The sequence below is a fragment of the Nonomuraea recticatena genome (assembly GCF_039533245.1).
GTDB classification, from domain to species: Bacteria; Actinomycetota; Actinomycetes; order Streptosporangiales; family Streptosporangiaceae; genus Nonomuraea; species Nonomuraea roseola.
This window is the reverse complement of sequence record NZ_BAAATE010000012.1, coordinates 77,422-96,703: the sequence shown is the minus strand read 5'-3', so window position 1 is coordinate 96,703 and position 19,282 is coordinate 77,422. Positions and strand designations below refer to the sequence as shown.

Annotated in this window: 24 protein-coding genes; 16 read left to right on the top strand and 8 right to left on the bottom strand. The window is 71.1% G+C overall.

Annotated elements, in window-relative coordinates; all coding sequences use genetic code 11:
• Positions 1-65: 65 nt before the first annotated feature.
• A complete protein-coding gene (locus ABFX50_RS23465) occupies positions 66-923 on the top strand; it encodes a DUF2268 domain-containing putative Zn-dependent protease (protein ID WP_346149500.1) in 858 nt (285 codons plus the stop codon).
• A 90-nt stretch (positions 924-1,013) separates the two neighbouring features.
• Here ABFX50_RS23465 and ABFX50_RS23460 read toward each other — a convergent pair whose 3' ends face one another.
• Positions 1,014-1,652, bottom strand: a complete 639-nt coding sequence (locus tag ABFX50_RS23460) for a response regulator transcription factor (RefSeq protein WP_346149622.1) — start codon at positions 1,650-1,652, stop codon at positions 1,014-1,016.
• Positions 1,652-2,824, bottom strand: a complete 1,173-nt coding sequence (locus ABFX50_RS23455; RefSeq protein WP_346149499.1) for a sensor histidine kinase — start codon at positions 2,822-2,824, stop codon at positions 1,652-1,654. Before ABFX50_RS23455 ends, ABFX50_RS23460 begins: the two co-directional genes overlap by 1 nt.
• 136 nt (positions 2,825-2,960) lie before the next feature.
• Between ABFX50_RS23455 and ABFX50_RS23450 the strand changes: the two genes are divergently transcribed.
• The 3 genes from ABFX50_RS23450 (at position 2,961) to ABFX50_RS23440 (ending at position 5,214) form a co-directional block, all read left to right on the top strand.
• Positions 2,961-3,539, top strand: a complete 579-nt coding sequence (locus ABFX50_RS23450; protein WP_183661535.1) for a ClpP family protease — start codon at positions 2,961-2,963, stop codon at positions 3,537-3,539.
• Positions 3,536-4,153 (top strand): ATP-dependent Clp protease proteolytic subunit, encoded by a 618-nt coding sequence (locus ABFX50_RS23445; protein WP_346149498.1) that lies wholly within the window; start codon positions 3,536-3,538, stop codon positions 4,151-4,153. Before ABFX50_RS23450 ends, ABFX50_RS23445 begins: the two co-directional genes overlap by 4 nt.
• Before the next feature lie 299 nt (positions 4,154-4,452).
• Complete coding sequence (locus ABFX50_RS23440) at positions 4,453-5,214, top strand: TSUP family transporter (protein ID WP_346149497.1); 762 nt, start codon at positions 4,453-4,455, stop codon at positions 5,212-5,214.
• Between the two features lie 24 nt (positions 5,215-5,238).
• On the opposite strand, the gene ABFX50_RS23435 is transcribed toward ABFX50_RS23440, so the two are convergent.
• The gene (locus ABFX50_RS23435; protein WP_246453712.1) at positions 5,239-5,979 is read right to left on the bottom strand and encodes a hypothetical protein; all 741 of its coding nucleotides are present in this window, start codon (positions 5,977-5,979) and stop codon (positions 5,239-5,241) included.
• 74 nt (positions 5,980-6,053) lie between these two features.
• On the opposite strand from ABFX50_RS23435, the gene ABFX50_RS23430 reads away from it, so the two are divergent.
• Genes ABFX50_RS23430 through ABFX50_RS23395 form a run of 8 tightly spaced genes read left to right on the top strand, consistent with a single transcriptional unit; the run spans position 6,054 to position 13,070 of the window.
• Entirely contained in the window at positions 6,054-7,055 is a 1,002-nt protein-coding gene (locus ABFX50_RS23430; protein ID WP_183661543.1) for an AAA family ATPase, read from the top strand.
• Entirely contained in the window at positions 7,052-7,990 is a 939-nt protein-coding gene (locus tag ABFX50_RS23425; protein ID WP_183661545.1) for a DUF58 domain-containing protein, read from the top strand. The genes ABFX50_RS23430 and ABFX50_RS23425 overlap by 4 nt, the downstream gene beginning before the upstream one ends.
• Positions 7,991-8,021: 31 nt before the next feature.
• Positions 8,022-8,969 carry a VWA domain-containing protein gene (locus ABFX50_RS23420; protein WP_183661546.1) on the top strand — a complete coding sequence of 316 codons (948 nt, stop codon included), beginning with the start codon at positions 8,022-8,024 and terminating at the stop codon, positions 8,967-8,969.
• Positions 8,970-8,980: 11 nt separating this feature from the next.
• On the top strand, positions 8,981-9,571 hold the full coding sequence (locus ABFX50_RS23415) for a class I SAM-dependent methyltransferase (RefSeq protein ID WP_346149496.1): 591 nt from the start codon (positions 8,981-8,983) through the stop codon (positions 9,569-9,571).
• On the top strand, positions 9,568-10,107 hold the full coding sequence (locus ABFX50_RS23410; RefSeq protein WP_346149495.1) for a TrmH family RNA methyltransferase: 540 nt from the start codon (positions 9,568-9,570) through the stop codon (positions 10,105-10,107). The genes ABFX50_RS23415 and ABFX50_RS23410 overlap by 4 nt, the downstream gene beginning before the upstream one ends.
• A 46-nt stretch (positions 10,108-10,153) precedes the next feature.
• Positions 10,154-10,954, top strand: coding sequence for a glycerophosphodiester phosphodiesterase family protein (locus ABFX50_RS23405; RefSeq protein WP_346149494.1), 801 nt, complete (start codon positions 10,154-10,156; stop codon positions 10,952-10,954).
• A gap of 10 nt (positions 10,955-10,964) precedes the next feature.
• A complete protein-coding gene (locus tag ABFX50_RS23400) occupies positions 10,965-12,329 on the top strand; it encodes an MFS transporter (protein WP_346149493.1) in 1,365 nt (454 codons plus the stop codon).
• 15 nt (positions 12,330-12,344) lie between these two features.
• A complete protein-coding gene (locus ABFX50_RS23395) occupies positions 12,345-13,070 on the top strand; it encodes a Mut7-C RNAse domain-containing protein (protein ID WP_346149492.1) in 726 nt (241 codons plus the stop codon).
• Positions 13,071-13,075: 5 nt separating this feature from the next.
• Here ABFX50_RS23395 and ABFX50_RS23390 read toward each other — a convergent pair whose 3' ends face one another.
• The gene (locus ABFX50_RS23390) at positions 13,076-13,561 is read right to left on the bottom strand and encodes a winged helix-turn-helix transcriptional regulator (RefSeq protein ID WP_221242559.1); all 486 of its coding nucleotides are present in this window, start codon (positions 13,559-13,561) and stop codon (positions 13,076-13,078) included.
• A 75-nt stretch (positions 13,562-13,636) separates the two neighbouring features.
• Between ABFX50_RS23390 and ABFX50_RS23385 the strand changes: the two genes are divergently transcribed.
• From ABFX50_RS23385 to ABFX50_RS23375, 3 genes are all read left to right on the top strand, one after another.
• Positions 13,637-13,903, top strand: a complete 267-nt coding sequence (locus tag ABFX50_RS23385) for a response regulator (protein ID WP_346149491.1) — start codon at positions 13,637-13,639, stop codon at positions 13,901-13,903.
• A gap of 144 nt (positions 13,904-14,047) precedes the next feature.
• Positions 14,048-14,683, top strand: coding sequence for a hypothetical protein (locus ABFX50_RS23380; protein ID WP_346149490.1), 636 nt, complete (start codon positions 14,048-14,050; stop codon positions 14,681-14,683).
• A gap of 107 nt (positions 14,684-14,790) precedes the next feature.
• A complete protein-coding gene (locus ABFX50_RS23375) occupies positions 14,791-15,033 on the top strand; it encodes a DUF2188 domain-containing protein (RefSeq protein WP_183661555.1) in 243 nt (80 codons plus the stop codon).
• A gap of 63 nt (positions 15,034-15,096) precedes the next feature.
• Here the strand turns inward: ABFX50_RS23375 and ABFX50_RS23370 are convergent, their stop codons facing one another.
• Entirely contained in the window at positions 15,097-15,255 is a 159-nt protein-coding gene (locus ABFX50_RS23370) for a hypothetical protein (RefSeq protein WP_346149489.1), read from the bottom strand.
• Between the two features lie 318 nt (positions 15,256-15,573).
• Between ABFX50_RS23370 and ABFX50_RS23365 the strand changes: the two genes are divergently transcribed.
• Complete coding sequence (locus ABFX50_RS23365) at positions 15,574-15,918, top strand: RNA polymerase-binding protein RbpA (RefSeq protein WP_183661557.1); 345 nt, start codon at positions 15,574-15,576, stop codon at positions 15,916-15,918.
• 142 nt (positions 15,919-16,060) lie between these two features.
• Here the strand turns inward: ABFX50_RS23365 and ABFX50_RS23360 are convergent, their stop codons facing one another.
• The 3 genes from ABFX50_RS23360 to lnt form a co-directional block, all read right to left on the bottom strand.
• Positions 16,061-16,552, bottom strand: coding sequence for an FxsA family protein (locus ABFX50_RS23360; protein ID WP_346149488.1), 492 nt, complete (start codon positions 16,550-16,552; stop codon positions 16,061-16,063).
• Positions 16,553-16,621: 69 nt separating this feature from the next.
• Positions 16,622-17,368: a polyprenol monophosphomannose synthase gene (locus ABFX50_RS23355; RefSeq protein ID WP_183662295.1), complete on the bottom strand. Its 747-nt coding sequence runs from the start codon at positions 17,366-17,368 to the stop codon at positions 16,622-16,624.
• Positions 17,368-18,903, bottom strand: a complete 1,536-nt coding sequence (gene lnt / locus ABFX50_RS23350; RefSeq protein WP_346149487.1) for an apolipoprotein N-acyltransferase — start codon at positions 18,901-18,903, stop codon at positions 17,368-17,370. The genes ABFX50_RS23355 and lnt overlap by 1 nt, the downstream gene beginning before the upstream one ends.
• Between the last annotated feature and the right edge of the window lie 379 nt (positions 18,904-19,282).

Below are 19,282 nucleotides of genomic sequence, written 5' to 3'. Positions count from 1 at the left end.
CCCCATTGTGTCCTCAGGAAAAAGAGGTTGAGCCTCACGTAACGGGAGCCTCTAGCGTCCTCGGCATGAAGTTCACCGTTCACGACACCTTCACCGCGATGGCCGACCTGCTGGAGCGTCCTCTCGAGGAGCGCCCCGCCCTGCTGACGGCGATGCTGGCGCTCATGCGGGCCTCCATCCCCGTGCCGGGCGACAGCGTCGACCTCCATCACATGGGCTCGGGCTTCCGCGTCGACCGCGAGGACGAGCGCTACCTGCCCGCCGTGCGAGACCTCATCGACAGGGATGTCAAGGGCCGCATCGAGCGGGCGCTGGCCGACGCCGCCGACCGCCTCAGCGGCTTCGACGGCCCCGACCACCTGAACGTGATGTTCGTTCTCGGCGACCCCGACGACGACTATCTCATGGACGCCGCGGGCGGCTACTACGGCATGGGCTCCTACGGCGACTGGCTCTACGTCATCGCCTGGCCCCGCGAGGACGTCATCGACAGGATCGCGCACTGCGCCGTGCACGAGTTCCACCACAACGTCCGCTTCCGCAACGTCGAGTGGAACCCCGAGACCGTCACCGTCGGCGAACACGTCGTCGCCGAGGGCCTGGCCGAGGCGTTCGTCCGCGAGATGGCGGGCCCGGAGGCGATGGGTCCGTGGACGACCCGCCCGCTCGCCGACGAGGTCTTCGCCAGGATCGAAGCCGATCTCGACCTGGCCGGCATGCAGAACACGCCCGCGTACGTGCTCGGCGACTCGGCGATGAGCAGGTTCGGCCAGGAGCCGCGCGGCATCTCCGACATGGCGGGCTACCCCGCGGGCCTGCGCCTGGTCGAGGCGCACCTGGAGGCCACCGGCATGTCGGCGACGGAGTGCACCGCGCTGCCCGCCGAGGAGATCCTCAAGGCCTGGCGGGCGCGGTCCCGGTAGGCCGGCTCATCCAGGGAGCTGGGGCGCGGGTTCATCCGGGCGCGGTTTCATCCGGGCGGGGGTTCATCGGGTTCATCGGGTTCATCGGGTTCATCCGGGGGCGACGAAGCCCGACTCGTAGGCGGCGATGACGGCCTGGGTGCGGTCGCGGGCGTCGAGCTTGGCCAGCACGTTGCCGACGTGGGTCTTGACCGTCTCCTGGCTGACCACCAGCTCGGCGGCGATCTCCCCGTTGGAAAGACCCCTGGCCATCAGGCGCAGCACGTCGCCCTCGCGCCCCGTGAGCCTGGCGATGCCGGGCACCTGCGCCGTGTGACTGCGCGTGGCCGCCAGCGCGCGGATCGCGGCGGGGAACAGCAGCGCCTCGCCCGCGGCCACCACCCGTACGGCCCGCACCAGGTCGTCGGGCTTGGTGCGCTTCAGCAGGAAGCCGCTCGCCCCCGCTCTCAGCGCGTCGTAGACGTAGTCGTCGTTCTCGAACGTCGTCACGACGAGCACCTTGGGCGGGTCGTCGAGCGCGACCAGCTGCCTGGTGGCCTGGATGCCGTCGACGCGCGGCATCCTGACGTCCATCAGCACCACGTCGGGACGCTGCGCGCGCACCACGGGGACGACCTCGGCGCCGTCGGCCGCCTCGCCGACGACGCTCAGGTCCGGTTCGGAGTCGACGATGATCCGCAGGCCGGTGCGGATGAGGGCCTCGTCGTCGGCGATCACGACCTTGAGCATCACACCCCCGACCGTAGCGGCAGTCGCACCGACACCTGCCACTCGCCCGCCTCCACGGGGCCGGCGTGCAGCGTGCCGCGCAGCAGCCCGACCCGCTCCCTCATGCCGGCGACGCCTCTGCCGCCGCCGTGCCCTCCGGCGCCCGCGGCGTTGGTGACCTCGATGCTCAGCTGGTCCTCCCGCACGGCGGCGGCCAGCCGTACGGTGCCGTGGCCGTGCTTGATGGCGTTGGTCAGCGCTTCCTGGACGATCCTGTAGGCCTCCCTCGAGATCACCGCGGGCACCGCCGAGAGGTCACCCACCTCGCGCGTGACGTCGGCGCCCGAGGTGCGGATCAGCTCGTCGAGGTCGGCGAGGGTCGCCTGCGGCGCCCTGGCCTGCGGATCCTCCCTCAGGACGCCCAGCACGTGGTCGAGGTCCTCCAGCGCGGCCCTGGCCGACTGCTCGATGGCCTCCAGCGCGATCCTGGCGGTCGCGGGGTCGCGGTCGAGCACCCTGCCGGCCGCCGCGGCCTGCAGGGTGACCACGCTCAGCGCGTGACCGACGGAGTCGTGCAGCTCGCGGGCCAGCCTGTTGCGCTCGGCGAGCGTGCGGGCCTGCTCCTCGGCGAGGGCGAGCCGGTCGGAGGGCGAGGGGCCGAGCAGCACCGGCGCGAGCCTGGCCAGCAGCGCGCCCGCCCCATGGACCAGCGCCACCAGCAGGACCAGGAAGGCGAGCCCGCCCAGCGGCCACCAGCCGAGCGGGGTGCCCTGGCCGAGGATGCCGAACCTGTCACCGGTGAAGGGCACCGCCATCGACCACACCGCGAACGGCACGATCGCCAGCGTGACGCCGCTGACGACCCCGCCCACGCCCAGGTGCAGTGTGAACCACGCCGCCATGCGCCTCCGCTCGGCCCAGGTGCGGGCGCGGCGGGGCAGCGGGTCGATCCGCACGCCGAGCAGCCCCTCGGCCGCCGACACCTCGAAGGCGCGCAGCGGCAGGAACAGACCCGTCAGCGCCACCACGGGCAGCACCGCGACGAAGACCAGCACGTCGATGGGGAGGAGCAGGTCGGCGCCCACTCTGCCGAGCGTGCCGCTGACCAGTGCCCCGAGCATCATGTACGGCATCAGCAGCGCCCCACCGAGGACGAGGCAGGCCCATCTGCGGGCGACAAGGGTCCATCTCACAGAAGCCATTCTATGTCGACGTTTATTCACTCCGAGCGAAATGCGCTTGTGGTGAAATCTGCTCACGGAGAAAGTCACGACCAATTCGAGGCGCATCTGGATAACGTCGCATTAGTACCGAGAGAAAGGCGCACACATGACGGAGGCCACTCGCACCGCCTGGCCGGAACAGCTGGGCCAGCGCTTGTTGAAGGAGCGCATTGTCGTTCTCGGCCAGGAGGTCGACGACGAGATATGCAATCGGCTGTGCGGTGAGCTGCTTTTGCTGGCGGCCGAGGACCCACACCGCGACATCACTCTTTACATCAATTCCCCCGGCGGATCGGTGTCCGCGGGGATGGCGCTCTACGACATGATGCAGTTCGTTCCCTGCGACGTTTCGACCGTCGCGATGGGCTTTGCCGCGTCCATGGGTCAGTTCCTGCTCAGCGGCGGCACGCGGGGCAAGCGCTACGCCCTCCCGCACGCCAGGATCGTCATGCACCAGCCGCTCGGCGGCATCGGCGGCACCGCCACCGACATCCAGATCCAGGCCGAGAACATGATCTACACCAAGCGGCTGATGGCCGAGCTCATCGCGCAGCACACCGGGCAGCCGCTCGAGCGCATCCAGGCCGACTCCGACAGGGACCGCTGGTTCACCGCGCAGGAGGCCAAGGAGTACGGGTTCGTCGACCATGTCGTCGCCCACGCCGACGGGGTGGTCCAGCGATGAACGCCAGGTACGTGCTGCCCTCCTTCGTCGAGCGCACCAGCTACGGCGTGAAGGAGATGAACCCCTACAACAAGCTGTTCGAGGACCGCATCGTCTTCATCGGCACGCCGATCGACGACACCGCGGCCAACGACGTGATGGCGCAGCTGCTCACCCTGGAGAGTCTCGACCCCGACCGCGACATCCAGCTCTACATCAACTCTCCTGGCGGCTCGTTCACCGCGATGACGGCCATCTACGACACGATGCAGTTCGTCAGGCCCGAGATCCAGACGGTGTGCATCGGTGAGGCCAGTTCGGCCGCCGCGGTGCTGCTGGCCGCGGGCACGCCGGGCAAGCGGGCCGCGCTCCCGCACGCGCGCATCCTGCTCCACCAGCCCGCCACCGAGGGGAGCAGGGGCCAGTCGAGCGACCTGGAGATCCACGCGCGCGAGATCCTTCGGATGCGCGACCAGCAGGAGGAGATCCTGGCCAAGCACACGGGGCGGCCGGCCGCGGAGGTCAGGAAGGACATCGAGCGCGACCGGTTCATGACGGCCGAGCAGGCCCGCACGTACCGGTTGATCGACGACGTGTTCGCCAGCAGGAAGCGGCCGCTGGCCGCCGCCCACTGAGCGGCCCCTCTTCCCCGCACCTCCCATGACGGGGGCGCCCGCAGGTCACGGTGGGCGCCCTCTCCGGTCCCCGCGCGACGATGGGCCGCGCGGGGACCGGATCCCGCGCGGCCCACACCGCGCCACCGGCCACCCGCCCAGCCCAGCCATCCCACGCACCCCAGGCCCGCGCACATCAGCCACCCCGCGCACCCCAGGCGCGCGCACATCCCCGGAGGCACCCACCCCAGGGGCGTATCACGAAATATCGGCCTATACCCTGCTGAGGGATTGGACGGGTCGCTGCGGGGAGTGCCGGGGTGTCGCTGGAACAGGTCGTCGTACTGCTGGCGGCGGCCGCGGGAGCGGGCTGGATCGACGCCGTCGTGGGCGGCGGCGGTCTGCTGCAGCTGCCCGCCCTCATGGTCGCGGGCGTGCCGACCATCCAGGCCATCGCCACCAACAAGCTGTCGTCCGTCTTCGGCACCGCCTCGGCGGCCGTCACCTACGTCCGCACCACCAAGCTCGACCCGCAGGTGGCCGTCCCCGCGGGGGTGCTCGCCGTCCTGTGCTCGGGGCTCGGCGCCTCCGCCGCCGCGGCGATCTCCTCCGAGGTTCTGCGCCCGCTGGTGATGGTCATCCTGCTGGGCGTGGCCGCCTTCGTGACCCTGCGGCCCTCCTTCGGCGCGCTCCCCCGGGCGCACCTGCGCACCCGCGCGCGAGTGGGGGCGGCGATCCTGGTCTCGGGGGTGCTGATCGCCTTCTACGACGGCATCATGGGCCCCGGCACGGGCACCTTCCTGATCATCGCGTTCACCACGATCCTCGGCCTCGACTTCGTCCACGCCTCGGCCACCTCGAAGATCATCAACACCGGCACGAACCTCGGCGCGCTGCTGGTCTTCGGCTACCAGGGGCACATCCTGTGGGCGCTCGGCCTCGGCATGGCGGTCTGCAACATCGCGGGCGCCCAGGTCGGCGCGAGGATGGCGCTCAGGCGCGGCACCGGCTTCGTCCGCGTCGTGCTGCTGTGCGTCGTGGTGGCGATGGTGGCCAGGCTCGGCTGGCAGCAGTTCGGCTGACACCCGGCCGCCCGGCGTCAAGGCCTAGATCGGGTTGCCCTCGTCGGTGTCCTCGCCGGGCGACTGTCCAGGCGTGCTCCTGCCCGTCTCCCCCGGCGACGGCGAGGGCTGGGGCTCCTGCGGCTCGGGTGAGGCGGGCACCGGCGGCGGGCTCGGCACGTACTGCGTGGGCGGCATCGGCCGCGGCATCGGGGCGCTGTCGTCCTCGCCGCCGAACAGCAGAAGGGCGATCACCGCGCCGAGCAGCACGAGCAGCGCCAGCACCGCGCCGGCGACGAGCACTCTGGTCCTCGTCTCGGTCAGCGGGGGCCTGGGCCTCGGCGGCGCCGGCAGCGCGGGCGCTCTGTCGGCCAGCCAGTACGGCACGAAGTCGGGCCCGTGCGCCTCGCCGATCAGCGTGCCGCCCACCATGACGGGCTCGAGGAAGCGCTCGGCGCCCGGCCGTCCAGGCGTGTAGGGCACCGCCACCCACGGTGCGTCGCCCAGCTCCGCGGCCACGACGGGCGGCCCGTCGAGCGTGGTGGTCCTGCCTCTGGCCCTCGCCATCCAGCCCCTGACCCCCGAGGAGGAGCGGATGGCCGTGACGAACCGTTCGCGGGCCGAGGGGTCGAGCGCCGCGCCCCTGGTGAGCAGCGCGATGGACACCGCCCTGCCGTCGGGCCCCTGTCCGAGGTAGACCAGCCCCGCCGGCACCGTGGACAGGCGGGCCTGCACGGCGAACCCCCCGAGCCTTGGCGGGTCACCGTACTGGAGCGGAGCGGCCATGCGAGTCATCAAAGCAGGTATACCCGGCGCGGCGGGTCGTGCACCCATAAGCCTTGTTTGGTGGAATAGCACACATGAGCGCTGCCGAAGAGCTGTCGACAGGTACGGACGCGGCCGTGCTGCGTCAGACCCTTGAGGAGGTCCGGCGCGTCATCGTCGGACAGGAGCACATGGTGGAGCGGCTGGTGGTCGCGCTCCTGGCGCGCGGCCACTGCCTGCTGGAGGGTGTGCCCGGCGTGGCGAAGACGCTGGCCGCCTCGACGCTCGCCACGGTGGTGGGCGGCACGTTCGCCCGCATTCAGTTCACCCCCGACCTGGTGCCGAGCGACATCGTCGGCACCCGCGTCTACCATCCCTCCAGCGAGCAGTTCGACGTCGAGCTCGGCCCGGTCTTCGTCAACTTCCTGCTCGCCGACGAGATCAACCGCGCCCCCGCCAAGGTGCAGTCCGCCCTGCTGGAGGTCATGGCCGAGCGCCAGGTCACGCTGGCGGGCGTCACCCACCCGCTGCCCAAGCCCTTCATCGTGCTGGCCACCCAGAACCCGATCGAGTCCGAGGGCGTCTACCCGCTGCCCGAGGTGCAGCGCGACCGCTTCCTGTTCAGGGTCAGGGTGCCGCACCCGACCGCGCAGGAGGAGCTGGAGATCCTGCACAGGATGAGCGTCACGCCTCCGGTGCCCGAGCCGATCCTCGACCCCGAGCGGCTGATGGCCCTGCAGCGGCAGGCCGAGCAGGTCTCGGTGCACCAGCTGGTCGCCGACTACGTGGTGCGCCTGGTGATGTCCACCCGCTCCCCCGCCGAGTACGGCATGCCCGACCTGGCCGACACGATCGAGATCGGCGTGAGCCCCCGCGCCACGCTCGGCCTGGTCGCGGCGGGAAGGGCGCTCGCGGTGCTGCGCGGGCGCGACTACCTGCTGCCCGACGACGTGCGCGACGTGGCCGTCGACGTGATGGGCCACCGGCTGATGCTCACCTTCGACGCGCTGGCCGACGGCGTCGACCCCGAGAACGTGGTCAGGCAGGTCCTGCACTCCGTACCGCCGCCGCTCGTCGTCTGGAACCAGGGCCGATGACCAACCAGGCCGAGCAGGCGCTGCGCAGGCTCGAGCTGACGATCAGCCGCAGGCTCGACGGCCTGATGCACGGCCAGCACCAGGGCCTGCTGCCCGGCCCCGGCAGCGAGGCGGGCGACAGCAGGGTGTACGTGCCCGGCGAGGACGACGTGCGGCGGATGGACTGGGCGGTGACCGCGCGCACGACGGTCCCGCACGTGCGCGACCTGGTCTCCGACAGGGAGCTGGAGACCTGGGCGCTGGCCGATCTCTCGCCGAGCATGGACTTCGGCACCACCGACACCGACAAGCGCGACCTGGTGGTCTCGGCGATCGGCGCGATCGGCTTCCTGACCAGCAGGATGGGCGACCGCTTCGGCGCGCTGGTGCTGCACGACGACGCGCTGCACAGGATGCCCGCGAGGACGGGCAGGCCCGCGCTGTACGGCCTGCTGCACTCGCTGCTCGACGCCCCGAGGGGGCGGCCCGTGCAGGACGCCCCCGACCTGGCCGAGGGGATCGACGTGCTGGCCGCCATGCGCAGGCGGCACGGGCTGCGGGTGGTGGTCTCCGACTTCCTCGAGGCGCGGCCGAGCCTCGACCCCGGCGCGGAGCGGGCGTGGGAGCGGCCGATCAGGCGCCTGGCGGCGCGCCACCAGGTGCTGGCGGTCGAGGTGATGGACCCCCGCGAACTGGAGCTTCCCGACGTCGGCACGGTGGCGTTCACCGACCCTGAGACTGGGCACGTAAGCGAGGTACACCTTTCGCCGCGGGTACGCGCCGCCTACGCAGAGGCGGCGGCCCTGCAGCGGGAGGGCACCCGGGCCGCGCTGCGCAGGGCCGGGGTGGCCCACCTGGTGCTGCGCACCGACAGGGACTGGGTGTTCGACATCGCGCAGTTCGCGCTACGCCAGCGGCGCATGGCGCACCTGGCACACCGGAGGGCTGGAACGTGAGCGAGGAAGCCGACCAGGGACAGGAGAGTCCGTGACGTTCTTGGCGCCGGGATATCTGTGGCTGTTCGCGCTCGTGGCGCTGGTGGTCGCGGCCTACGTGGTGGCGCAGTTCAGGCGGCGCCGCTACACCGTGCGCTTCACCAACCTGGCCCTGCTGAACATGGTCGCCCCCCACGGCCCCGGCTGGCGGCGCCACCTCGCGCCCCTGCTGTTCCTGGTGATGATGAGCCTGCTGGTCATCGGCGCGGCCAGGCCCGCCGACCAGGTGCGCGTCCCGCGCGACCGGGCCACCATCATGGTCGCGCTCGACGTGTCGCTGTCGATGGACGCCGACGACGTGCCGCCCAGCAGGATCGCCGCGGCCAGGATCGCGGCGCAGACGTTCGTGCGCGGCCTGCCCGAACGCTTCAACGTCGGCCTCGTCTCCTTCGCCCGCTCCGCCAACGTGGTCATCTCCCCCACCACCGACAGGCAGGCGGTCGTCACCGCGCTCGGCAACCTCAACACCCGTCCCGGCACCGCCATCGGCGAGGCGGTCTTCAACTCCCTCGACTCCATCCGCTCCTTCGACCAGCGCGCGGTCACCGACCCGCCGCCCGCCGCCATCGTGCTGCTGTCCGACGGGGACAACACCTCAGGACGCTCGGTGAGCGAGGCCGTCGACGCCGCCAAACAGGCGAGGGTGCCCGTCTCGACCATCGCGTACGGCACGCAGGAGGGCACCGTCATGATCGACGGGCGCCCGGTGACCGTACCGGTGAACAAGGCGACCCTGCAGACGCTGTCGGAGGGCACCTCCGGCCGCGCCTACGCCGCCGAGTCGGGCAACGAGCTGCGCCAGGTCTACGAGCAGATCGGCACGTCGCTGGGGTTCAAGACCGTCAGCCAGGAGATCAGCCAGTACTTCATCATCGCGGCGATCGTCGCGGGCCTGCTCGTCGCGGCGGCGGCCATCCTGCTCGGCCACCGCATCCCCTAAGCTTTTCGCACGTGGCCCACTATTTCGAGGAGCAGCCCCAGGCTGCGAGCAGACCGTCGAGCGTCGACCTGGTCCTGCCCGACCTGCACCTGAGGCTCGAGACCGACAGGGGCGTCTTCTCCCCCGAAAGGATCGACCTCGGCACCCGCGTCCTGCTGGAGAGCGTGCCCACGCCCCCGCAGGAGGGCCACCTGCTCGACCTGGGCTGCGGCTACGGCCCCATCGCGCTGACCATGGCCTCGCGTGCCCCCTCGGCCACCGTGTGGGCCGTCGACGTCAACAGGCGCTCGCTCGAGCTGACCGAGCGCAACGCCAGGGCCGCCGCCCTTGGCAGGGTCAGACCCGCGCACGTCGACGAGGTTCCCGAGGACGTGCGGTTCGCCGCGATCTGGTCCAACCCGGCGATCCGCATCGGCAAGCAGGCCATGCACGAGATGCTGACCCGCTGGCTGACCAGGCTGACCCCCGAAGGGGTGGCCTACCTCGTGGTGCAGAAGCACCTCGGCTCCGACTCCCTGCAGCGCTGGCTGTCCGACCAGGGCTGGCAGGCCACCCGCGAGGCCTCCCGCGCCGCGTACCGAATCCTGAAGGTGACCCGATGAGAAAGCAACTGCGCCCGACCGACGTCAAGCGGCTCAACCGCACCTGGCGCAGGAGCACGGGAAACCGGCTCTCGATGATCCTGGAGTCGGTGACGGGCCCCTTCAACGTGGGCTCCATCTTCCGCAGCGCGGCCGCCTTCGGCGTCGACCAGATCTGGCTGGCGGGCAACGCCACGCCGCCGACCAACCCCAAGGCCGCCAAGGTGGCGCTCGGCACCGACAGGCTCGTGGCGTGGAAGGAGGCCGTCCCCGTGCTCGACGCGGTGCGCGAGGCCAGGGACGACGGCTACACGGTGATCGCGATCGAGCTCACCGGCGAGGCCCAGCCACTCCACCGCACCAACCTCGATCGCGACGTGTGCCTGGTGGTCGGCAGCGAGGACCATGGCTGCTCCCCCGCTCTGCTGGAGGCCGCCGACCTGGCCGCCTACATCCCGCAGGTCGGGCGGGTCGGCTCGTTCAACGTCGGTGTGGCGGCGGCCATCGCGCTCTCGGAGACGCGACGTCAGGAATGGAGTAAATTGCCCGAGTCGTAACCACGCCGACATGACGCGCCGAGCTCACAAGCGGCATACTCGCCGTGTGCTCAGCCGTCGTTTCGCCTTCCTCGACCATCCTGGCCCGCTGGCCTTCGCTCACCGCGGTGGAGCCCTGGAGGGGCACGAGAACACCGCCGCGGCCTTCGAGCGGGCGGTGCGGTTGGGCTACGAATACCTCGAGACCGACGCGCACGCGACCTCCGACGGCGTGCTGCTGGCCTTTCACGACCACACGCTCGACAGGGTCACCGATCGCAGGGGCAGGATCGCCGAGCTGCCCTACAGCGCCGTCAGGCAGGCCCGGATCGGCGGCGCCGACGAGATCCCGCTGATGGAGGACCTCCTCGGCTCCTTCCCCTCGGCGAAGTTCAACATCGACGTCAAGGAGGCGGGCGCGATCAGGCCGCTGGCCGAGATGGTCAGGCGCACCAACGCCTACGACCGGATCTGCCTGACCTCCTTCTCCGACGAGCGCCTGGCCAGGGCGCGCGCGGCCATGGGCCGGGAGGTCTGCTCGGCGCTCGGCCCTCGCGGCGTCGCCTCCCTGCGCGCGGCCGCCGCCACCTCGGGCTACGGCCGCGTGCTGACCAGGCTGGTCCGCTCGGGCGTGCCCTGCGCGCAGGTGCCGGTCGGCTTTCGCGGGCTGCGGGTCACCACCCGCGCCCTGGTGCGTACGGCGCACGCCCTCGGCATGCAGGTCCACGTGTGGACCATCAACGACACCCTGCGCATGGACTACCTGCTCGACCTCGGGGTCGACGGCATCATGACCGACAACATCTCCGGCCTGCGCGACGTCCTCGACCGGCGCGGCCTCTGGCATCCCGGCCAGCTCGCAGCCTAGGAGCCCTCCCTTGGCAGTTCCCACCCCCCCTGCCGTCTTCGACGACTCCCCCACCGCGCGCCGCCGTGAGCAGCGCGGCTGGTACTGGTACGACTGGGCCAACTCGGCCTTCCCGACCACGGTGCTCACGGTCTTCCTGGGGCCCTATCTCATCGACATCGCCAAGACGGCCGCGGCGGGCGCTCCCTACGTGGACGTGCTAGGTATGGCCGTACGGCCGGGTGCCTACTTCTCCTTCGTGGTGGGGGTCGCGGCCGTCCTGCAGATCATCTTCATGCCGATCGCGGGAGCGCTGGCCGACCACACCGGGCGCAAGAAGGAGCTGATGGGCTTCTTCGCCCTGCTGGGCGCGCTGGCGACCGTCTGCTTCTGGTTCGTCAACGACGGGCGCTATCTCCTGGGCGGCGCGCTGTTCCTGGTGGCCAACATCGGCTTCGCGTGCGCTTTCGTCATCTACAACTCCTTCCTGCCCGAGATCGCCACGCCCGGCGAGCGCGACAGGGTCTCGGGGATGGGATGGGGCTTCGGCTACCTGGGCGGCGGTCTGCTGCTCGCCATCCACCTGGCGCTGTTCCTTAACGCCGAAGGTTTCGGCCTGGACACCAGCACCGCGGTGCGCATCGCGCTGAGCTCGGCAGGACTGTGGTGGGGCGGGTTCACGATCATCCCGCTCCTGCGCCTGCGTAACAGGCACGCGTTGGCTCCGCGCGCCGAGTCGGCGGGCCAGGCGATCAGCGGCAGCTTCCGCCAGTTGGGCAGAACCGCGATGAGCCTGCGCCGCTACCCCCTGACGCTGGCTTTCCTGGTGGCCTACCTCCTCTACAACGACGGCGTGCAGACGGTGATCTCCTTCTCCGCCACCTTCGCCGAGGAGGAGCTGGGGCTGGACAAGACCACTCAGATCTCCGCGATCCTCATGGTGCAGTTCGTCGCCTTCGGCGGCGCGCTGCTGCTCAGCCGCCTGGCCGTCCGTTTCGGCGCCAAGCAGGTGGTACTGGCGGCTCTGGTGGCCTGGACCGGCGTGGTCTGCGTCGCCTACTTCCTGCCCAAGGGCTCGGCGACGGCCTTCTTCGCGCTGGCCTTCGCGATCGCGATCGTCATGGGCGGCACGCAGGCGCTGTCGCGCTCGCTGTTCTCACACGTGATCCCGCGCGGCAAGGAGGCCGAGTACTACAGCCTCTACGAGATCAGCGACAAGGGCTCGACCTTCCTCGGCTCGATGACGCTCGCCCTCGCCTACCAGTTGTCGGGCAGCTACCGGCTGGCGATCATCTCGCTGGTCGTCTTCTTCGTGCTCGGCGGGGCGCTGCTGGCGGCCGTGAACTTGCCCAAGGCGATCCGCGCGGCGGGCAACGAGGTGCCCGAACGCCTGTGAGGGCATGCTGAGAGGATGGAAGGGCCGGAGCTGAGCATCCGCTTCGACGCCGACCTGTGGCTGTTCCTGGCGCCACGGCACCGGCGCGAGCGCGTGCCCGTGGCCTACGACGGCACCTCCTCGCTCGGCCACGTGGTCGAGTCACTCGGTGTCCCGCTGCCCGAGGTCGGCAGGCTCGTCGTCGACGGCAGGCCGGTGCCGCCCTCCCATCGGCCGCGCGACGGCGACGTCGTCGGGGTGCTGCCGGCGGCGCGGCCGCAGGCGCTGCCGATCGCACCGCCGCGCTTCCTCCTCGACGTGCATCTCGGCACGCTCGCCAGGCGGCTGCGCCTGCTCGGCGTGGACACGGCCTACCACAACGACCGTGACGACGACGCCCTGGTCAGGTGGGCCAACGCCGAGCGAAGGCTGCTGCTGACCAGAGACCGCGGCCTGCTGCGCCGCAGGGCGCTGTGGCTCGGCGCCTACGTGCGAGGGGAGCGCGCCGACGAGCAGCTCGCCGACGTGCTCGATCGGTTCGCGCCGCCGCTGGCGCCATGGACCAGATGCACGGCGTGCAACGGTCACCTGTCACCCGTGGACAAGGCGGACGTCGAAGCCCTGCTCGAACCCGGCACCCGCCACAGCTACGACGTCTTCGCGCGCTGCGCGGCGTGCGGCCGTGTCTACTGGCGCGGCGCCCATGCCCACCGCCTCGAGCACATCGTGGCCGCGGCCGTACGGCCCGCGCCGCACGGGTGAGCGGGTCAGCTTTCCCGGGGAGCCGCCAGCACCATGGTGCCGGGGCCCTGGGCTGCGCCGGGTCCCCCGACGACGGTGATGGTGTCGGCGTCGGCCTCCCCGCCGCAGTGCGGGCAGGTCACGACGGGCGTGAACAGCTGCCCGCAGGAGTGCACCAGCAGCGCGGGAGGGCCGCCGGGCGGGGTCGACCACTTGTCGCCCCACGCCATCAGCGTGATCAGCGCGGGCACGATCTCGCGCCCCGCCTCTGCCAGGTGGTACTCGTAGCGGACCGGCCGCTCCTGGTAGGGCCTGCGCTCGACCACCCCGGCCTCGACCAGCCGTTCGAGCCGTGCGGTCAGCAGGTTGCGGGAGATCCCGAGATCCTGCGCCAGTTCGTCGAACCTGCGCACGCCCAGGAACAGGTCGCGAAGGATCAACGGTGTCCACGGCTCGCCGATCACCCCCACCGCCTGAGCGATCGAGCAGTGCATCTCCCCGAACCTGTTCATGACCCCAGCATAGTCAGTTGTTAAAGTGAACTCGAAGCGTTCCGCGCCTCTCCGCGCGCAGGCCTCAATGAGAGCATGCCGCTGAAGGTCCTTCTCGCCGAGGACATGCGGATCCTGCGCGAGGCCCTGGCCGAACTGCTCTCCCAGGAGGACGACCTCGAGGTGGTGGCGAGCGTCCCGGCCGGCGACGAGATCGTGCCCGCGGCGCTGGCGTGGCGGCCCGACGTCGCGGTCATCGACATCGACCTGCCGTCACTCGACGGCATCAGCGCCGCCGCGCTGCTGCGCGAGCGCCTGCCCTCGTGCCGCTCACTGATCCTCACCGCGCACCACCGCGGGTGATTCTGGCACTTCTCCGACACGGACTCGCTCCGCGATCCTGTGAGCACCCGCCTCCTCTCGAGAGCACCGCTCTTGACACCGGCGCTCTCGTCAGAGAGCATTGCTCACATACAAGAGCAACGACCCCCCTTGGAGTGCTCCCCCGTGAAGCTCACCCCCGCGACCTACGCCGTGACCGGCCTGCTCTTCCTCATCTATCCCGCCGTCCGTCCCTCCGGTGACGACGCCGCGGCCATCTCCTCCACCGCCTGGGTCCTCGGTCACCTGGCCGCGATGATCGGCTTCGTCCTGCTCGGCCTGGCCGCCCTCGGCGTCCACCAGCTGCTGAAGGATCGACTGTCCCTGCGCGCCGCCGTGGTGACCTGGATCGGCGCGGGCCTGACACTCCCCTACTACGGCGCGGAGGACTTCGGCCTGAACGTCATCGCCGAGCGGGCCCTGCGCGACGGCACGCCCGAGCTGATGGAGCTGGCGGGTGAGTTCCGCTACGACGCGCTGGCGGCCACGATGTTCGCGATCGGCCTCGGACTGCTGGGCATCGGCGCGATCATGACCGCGGTCGCCGTCTGGCGCTCAGGCACCGTCTCCAGGTGGAGCGCCGTGCCGCTGGCGGTGGGGTTCGCCCTGTTCATCCCGCAGTTCTTCGCGCCCCTCTACGGCCTGCGCGTCGCCCATGGCGCGCTGATCGCGATCGGCGGGCTGTGGCTGGCCTTCGCCCTGACCCGGTCCCACGTCGCCACCCGCGCCGAGGCCGGGGGCAAGGTCACCGTCACCGCCTGAGACACCCCCAGGGTCCGCCGACGCGTCATGACGGTCCGGGACTGAACCCCGAAAACCGGGGCAGGCGAGGCATCCCACCGTTACGACCCAGAAAGGGTGAATCCCCCATGGCAGGTCAGGCCAACTCCAGAGACGTCGTCCAGCGTCCCGACGGCAGCTGGGCGGTCACCAGGCCGGACGGCGAACGGGCGCTGTTCACAGCGGAGACCCAGGCGGAGGCGGTCAAGCGGGCCAGCGAGCTCCTGCAGCGCGACGGCGGCGGCGAGCTGCGCGTCCACGGCACCGACGGCAAGGTCCGCGACCAGCGGACGATCGCCCCCGGCAACGACCCTGTGCCACCCAAGGGCTGACAGATGTGAGAAAGCGGCTCCGCCGGCGCTCGGACGAGCACCGGCGGAGCCGCTTCGCGTGGTTCAGTCGTCGTCGCCGTCGTTGTCGCCGGTGTTCACCACGTCAGGACGGTCGTCCCCGTCGTCGTCGCCGCCGTCGCCTCCGCAGCCCGTGACCAACCCGGTCAGCGCCGCCAGCGCCGCCACGCCGAGCGCCACTCTCCGCCTGCCTCGCGTGAACATCGCCACCCCTCCCGTACGTCTTCCGTCAGAACGCCTCTCTCCTGTCCCGTCCTGGACGGATCTAACGGGCCGCGCGAGCGCGCGAGGGCGCGCGAGTTCTCAGGAGGGCGGGAAAACAGGGGCGTGAGACCCGATCGGCCCTGCTGGACAGGGGTGTGCGCGGGGGCTCGTGGGCCAGGAACACCACCGGCGTGAGCTCTCATCGCAAAAAGCGCGATTGGATCACGCCTTGGGTGGGAATCCACTCACGGTATCAAGCGTTAGACACCGTGGGAGACAGACCCCCCACGATGGGGGCCCTGTAGGAGGCTATTAAACATGGGCGAGCGCGCACTTCGTGGCACCAGGCTCGGGGCAACCAGCTACGAGAACGACCGTAACACGGATCTGGCCCCGCGCCAGGAGGTGTCTTACACCTGTTCGAAGGGGCATCGCTTCGAGGTTCCGCTTGCAGCCGAGGCAGAGATCCCCGCTACGTGGGAGTGCCGCATGTGCGGCGCGACCGCGGTTCGCGTGGACGGTGAGCTGCCGGAGGCCAAGAAGGCGAAGCCCCCGCGGACGCACTGGGACATGCTGCTCGAGCGGCGGTCCATCGAGGACCTGGAAGAGGTGCTCAACGAGAGGCTGGCGATCCTTCGCGCACAGCGACGCAAGAGCGCCTGACCTCCACACGGTGACGCTGGAGCGCCCCGGACCTGCCCGGTCCGGGGCGTTTTGCGTTGCCTCGGGGCGAGGCGTCACGCGCCGCCTCGGGGCGAGACTGTGAGGAGGCCGCGAGGAGGCCGCGAGGAGGCCGCGAGGAGGCTCAGTCCTCGCGCAGGACCTCGCCGTGCACCACCTTGCTGGTGCCCGGCGCGGGCGCCGCACCGGCGTCGTCAGCGCGCTGGAAGGGCACCCCGAGATGCGCGTACGGCGAAGCCGCCGCCATCGCCTTGACCCGCTTGGCGAAGAACCACGATCCCAGCCGCCGCATGAACGGCCGCGTGAACGGCAGCACGCACAGGAAGCCGAGGATGTCGGTGACGAAGCCAGGAGTCAGCAGCAGCGCGCCGCCCACCAGGATGAGCCCGCCGTCGGCCAGCTCCCTGTCGGGCATCCTGCCGGTCTGCAGGGCGCTCTGCAGGCTGCGCCAGGCTCTGCGGCCCTCGCGGCGGACGATCCAGGCGCCGAGCAGGCTGTCGGCGAGCAGCAGCCCGACCGTGGCCCAGCCTCCGATCACCGAGCCGACCTGGATGAGCAGCCAGATCTCCAGGACGGGGACGACCAGGAAGGCCAGAAAGAGCAGGAGCCGGACCATCGTTTTCCTCATTCGCGCAGGCGGACCGCATTGCCAAAGATAACAACGCCCGGCGGGGCTCGGACGTTCCTAGCCCCTGCGGCGGCGCAGCCTGGAGGGCAGCCCCGTGACGCCCCACACGCTCACCCGCCAGAGCGCCTCGGAGATGACCTTCCTGCTCATCTTGCTGGCCCCGTGGGCCCGCTCGACGAAGGTGATCGGCACCTCGGTCACGCGCAGCCCGTGCCTGGTGGTGCGCAGCGTGAGGTCGACCTGGAAGCAGTAGCCCTGTGACTCGACGTTGGCCAGCCCGATCTTCTCCAGGGCGGCCGCGCGGTAGACGCGGAATCCCGCGGTGGCGTCGCGGACGGGCAGCCCGAGCATCAGCCGGGTGTAGACGTTGGCGCCGCGCGAGAGGAACTGGCGGTGGGCGGGCCAGTTGACGATCTTGCCGCCTGGCACCCAGCGCGAGCCGATGACCAGGTCTGCCCCCTCGGACAGCGCGTCGAGCAGCTTGGGCAGCTCCTCTGGCTGGTGCGAGCCGTCGGCGTCCATCTCCACCAGGACGTCGAAGCCCTCGGCCATGCCCCAGCGGAAGGCGGCGATGTAGGCGGCCCCCAGCCCCTCCTTGCCCGGCCTGTGCAGCACGTGGACGTGGTCGTCGGCGGCGGCCAGCGAGTCGGCGAGCTCGCCCGTGCCGTCGGGGCTGTTGTCGTCGGCGATCAGCAGGTGCGCGCCCGGCAGGGCCTTGCGGACCCGCTCGGTGATCAGCGGCAGGTTCTGCCGCTCGTTGTAGGTGGGGACGACGACGAGGACCCGGCCGAGCGTGTGCTCCATCATCGGTTCGCTCCCCTGCGACGCCACACGGCCGCGCCGATCGCGGCCACTCCCAACACCATCAAAGCCCACTCCGGCGCCGCGCCCAGTCGCGTGGCGATCGTCGTCCGGGTGCGCACCGGGACCTGAACCACGTTCATGTCGGCGACGCGCTCCTTTGTCTGCCAGGCGACCCTACCTTCTGGCGTGACATAGGCGGAGATCCCCGTTGTCGCGGCGGTGACGACCGCCCTGTTGTGCTCGACGGCCCGCAGCTGCGACATGGCCAGCTGCTGCGGGGGCAGATTCGACAACGCGTAGGTGGCGTTGTTGGTCTGCACGACCAGCGGCGTGCCGCCCGCGCGGACGGCCTGCCGTACGACCCAGTCGAAGGCCACCTCGTAGCAGTTGACCGCGCCGATGGTGACCGGCCCCATGCGGAGGGCGCCCGGCTTGTCGCCCGCCACCGACTGCCTGCCGACCAGGTTGGCCCGCTCGAACAGGGCCAGGAAGATCTCCTTGAACGGGGTGTACTCGCCGAAGGGCACCAGCTGCTGCTTGTCGTAGTAGGCGCCGGGGCCGGTGACCGGGTCCCACACCAGGCTGCGGGTGGCGCGGTTGGCCTCGCCGATCGCCACTACCGCGCCGACCAGCGTGGGCACCCCGACGTCCTTGACGGAGTCGTCGATGATCTGCCTGGCGGTCGCGTCGCGGTAGGGGTCGATGTCGGTGGAGTTCTCGGGGAGCACCACCAGGTCGGGCTTGGGCAGCGTGCCCTCGCGGGCGGCCTTGGCCAGCGCGTGGGTGCCGTTGGCGTGGTTGCGCAGCACGATCGCGGGCTCGTCGCCCAGCGCGTACATCCCCTCCCCCGGCACGTCGCCCTGCACGATGCCGACGTTGACCGTCCTGCCCTCGTCGCCGGGTCGCGGGACGGCGAAGGTCAGCAGCGGCAGCGCCAGCGCGAGCGCCAGCGGCACGACCCTGCGCGGCCGCAGCACGGCGAAGGCGACCAGCGCCCCGCACAGGGTGACGGCGAAGGAGACCAGCGGCACGCCGCCGAGCGCGGCGTAGCCGGTGAACAGGCTCTCGCCCTGGCTGAAGGCCACCCTGGCCCAGGGGAAGCCGCCGACGGGGAACAGGCCGCGCGCCCACTCCATGGCCACCCACAGCGCGCCGAACCACAGCGGCCAGGCGGGCAGCGTGAACACCAGAGCGGCCAGCGCGGCCATGGCGGCGTAGAAGAGGCTCTCGACGGCGACCAGGGCCAGCCAGGCGTCCACGCCGATCGGGCGGACCCAGGCCAGCGCGGGCAGCAGGAAGACGAGGGCGGCGAGGTAGCCGAGCCAGGCGGCGCGGCGGGGGCGCGTGCCGTACAGGCTGAGGACGATCAGGGTGATGCCGGCAGGCGCGCACAGCCACCAGCCGAGCGGCGGGAAGGCGAGAAACAGCAGCAGCCCGCCGGCGACGGCCGCAGCGGCCCTGGCCCACAGCCGCCCGCCTGACGCGCCGTCCGGCGCGGGGGGCGGCGTCACGGCGCCCTGCTTCTCCTGCACCACGGCCGGGGTTCTCCTCGCGATCAGCTGCTGCTTGCGGAAACGCTACCGCCCGAGGTGGCCGACCCCCAAAGGGCACACGCCGGCGGGGTGATCCCTTGGCAGACGGAGGCCAGGGGATCACCCGCTAGCGGTGTGATCCGAGCGCACGGGAGCGGGAAGAGGGCCCGGAAACCCTTCGGACCGGATCCGTCTCGTCGGCGGCGAGCGCGGGGTTCCGTTGTCTACTGGGCGACCGGGCCCGTCCCGGGTCCAACCCCCCGCCCGGTTGGGGTGCCCCGACTCGACGGACCGACGGCCCTGCACCTGGCTGTATGGACGAAGTCACGCTCCGTCACGGACGCAGGATCCGACGATGTCAGAGACGGCCAACCGGCCAAGT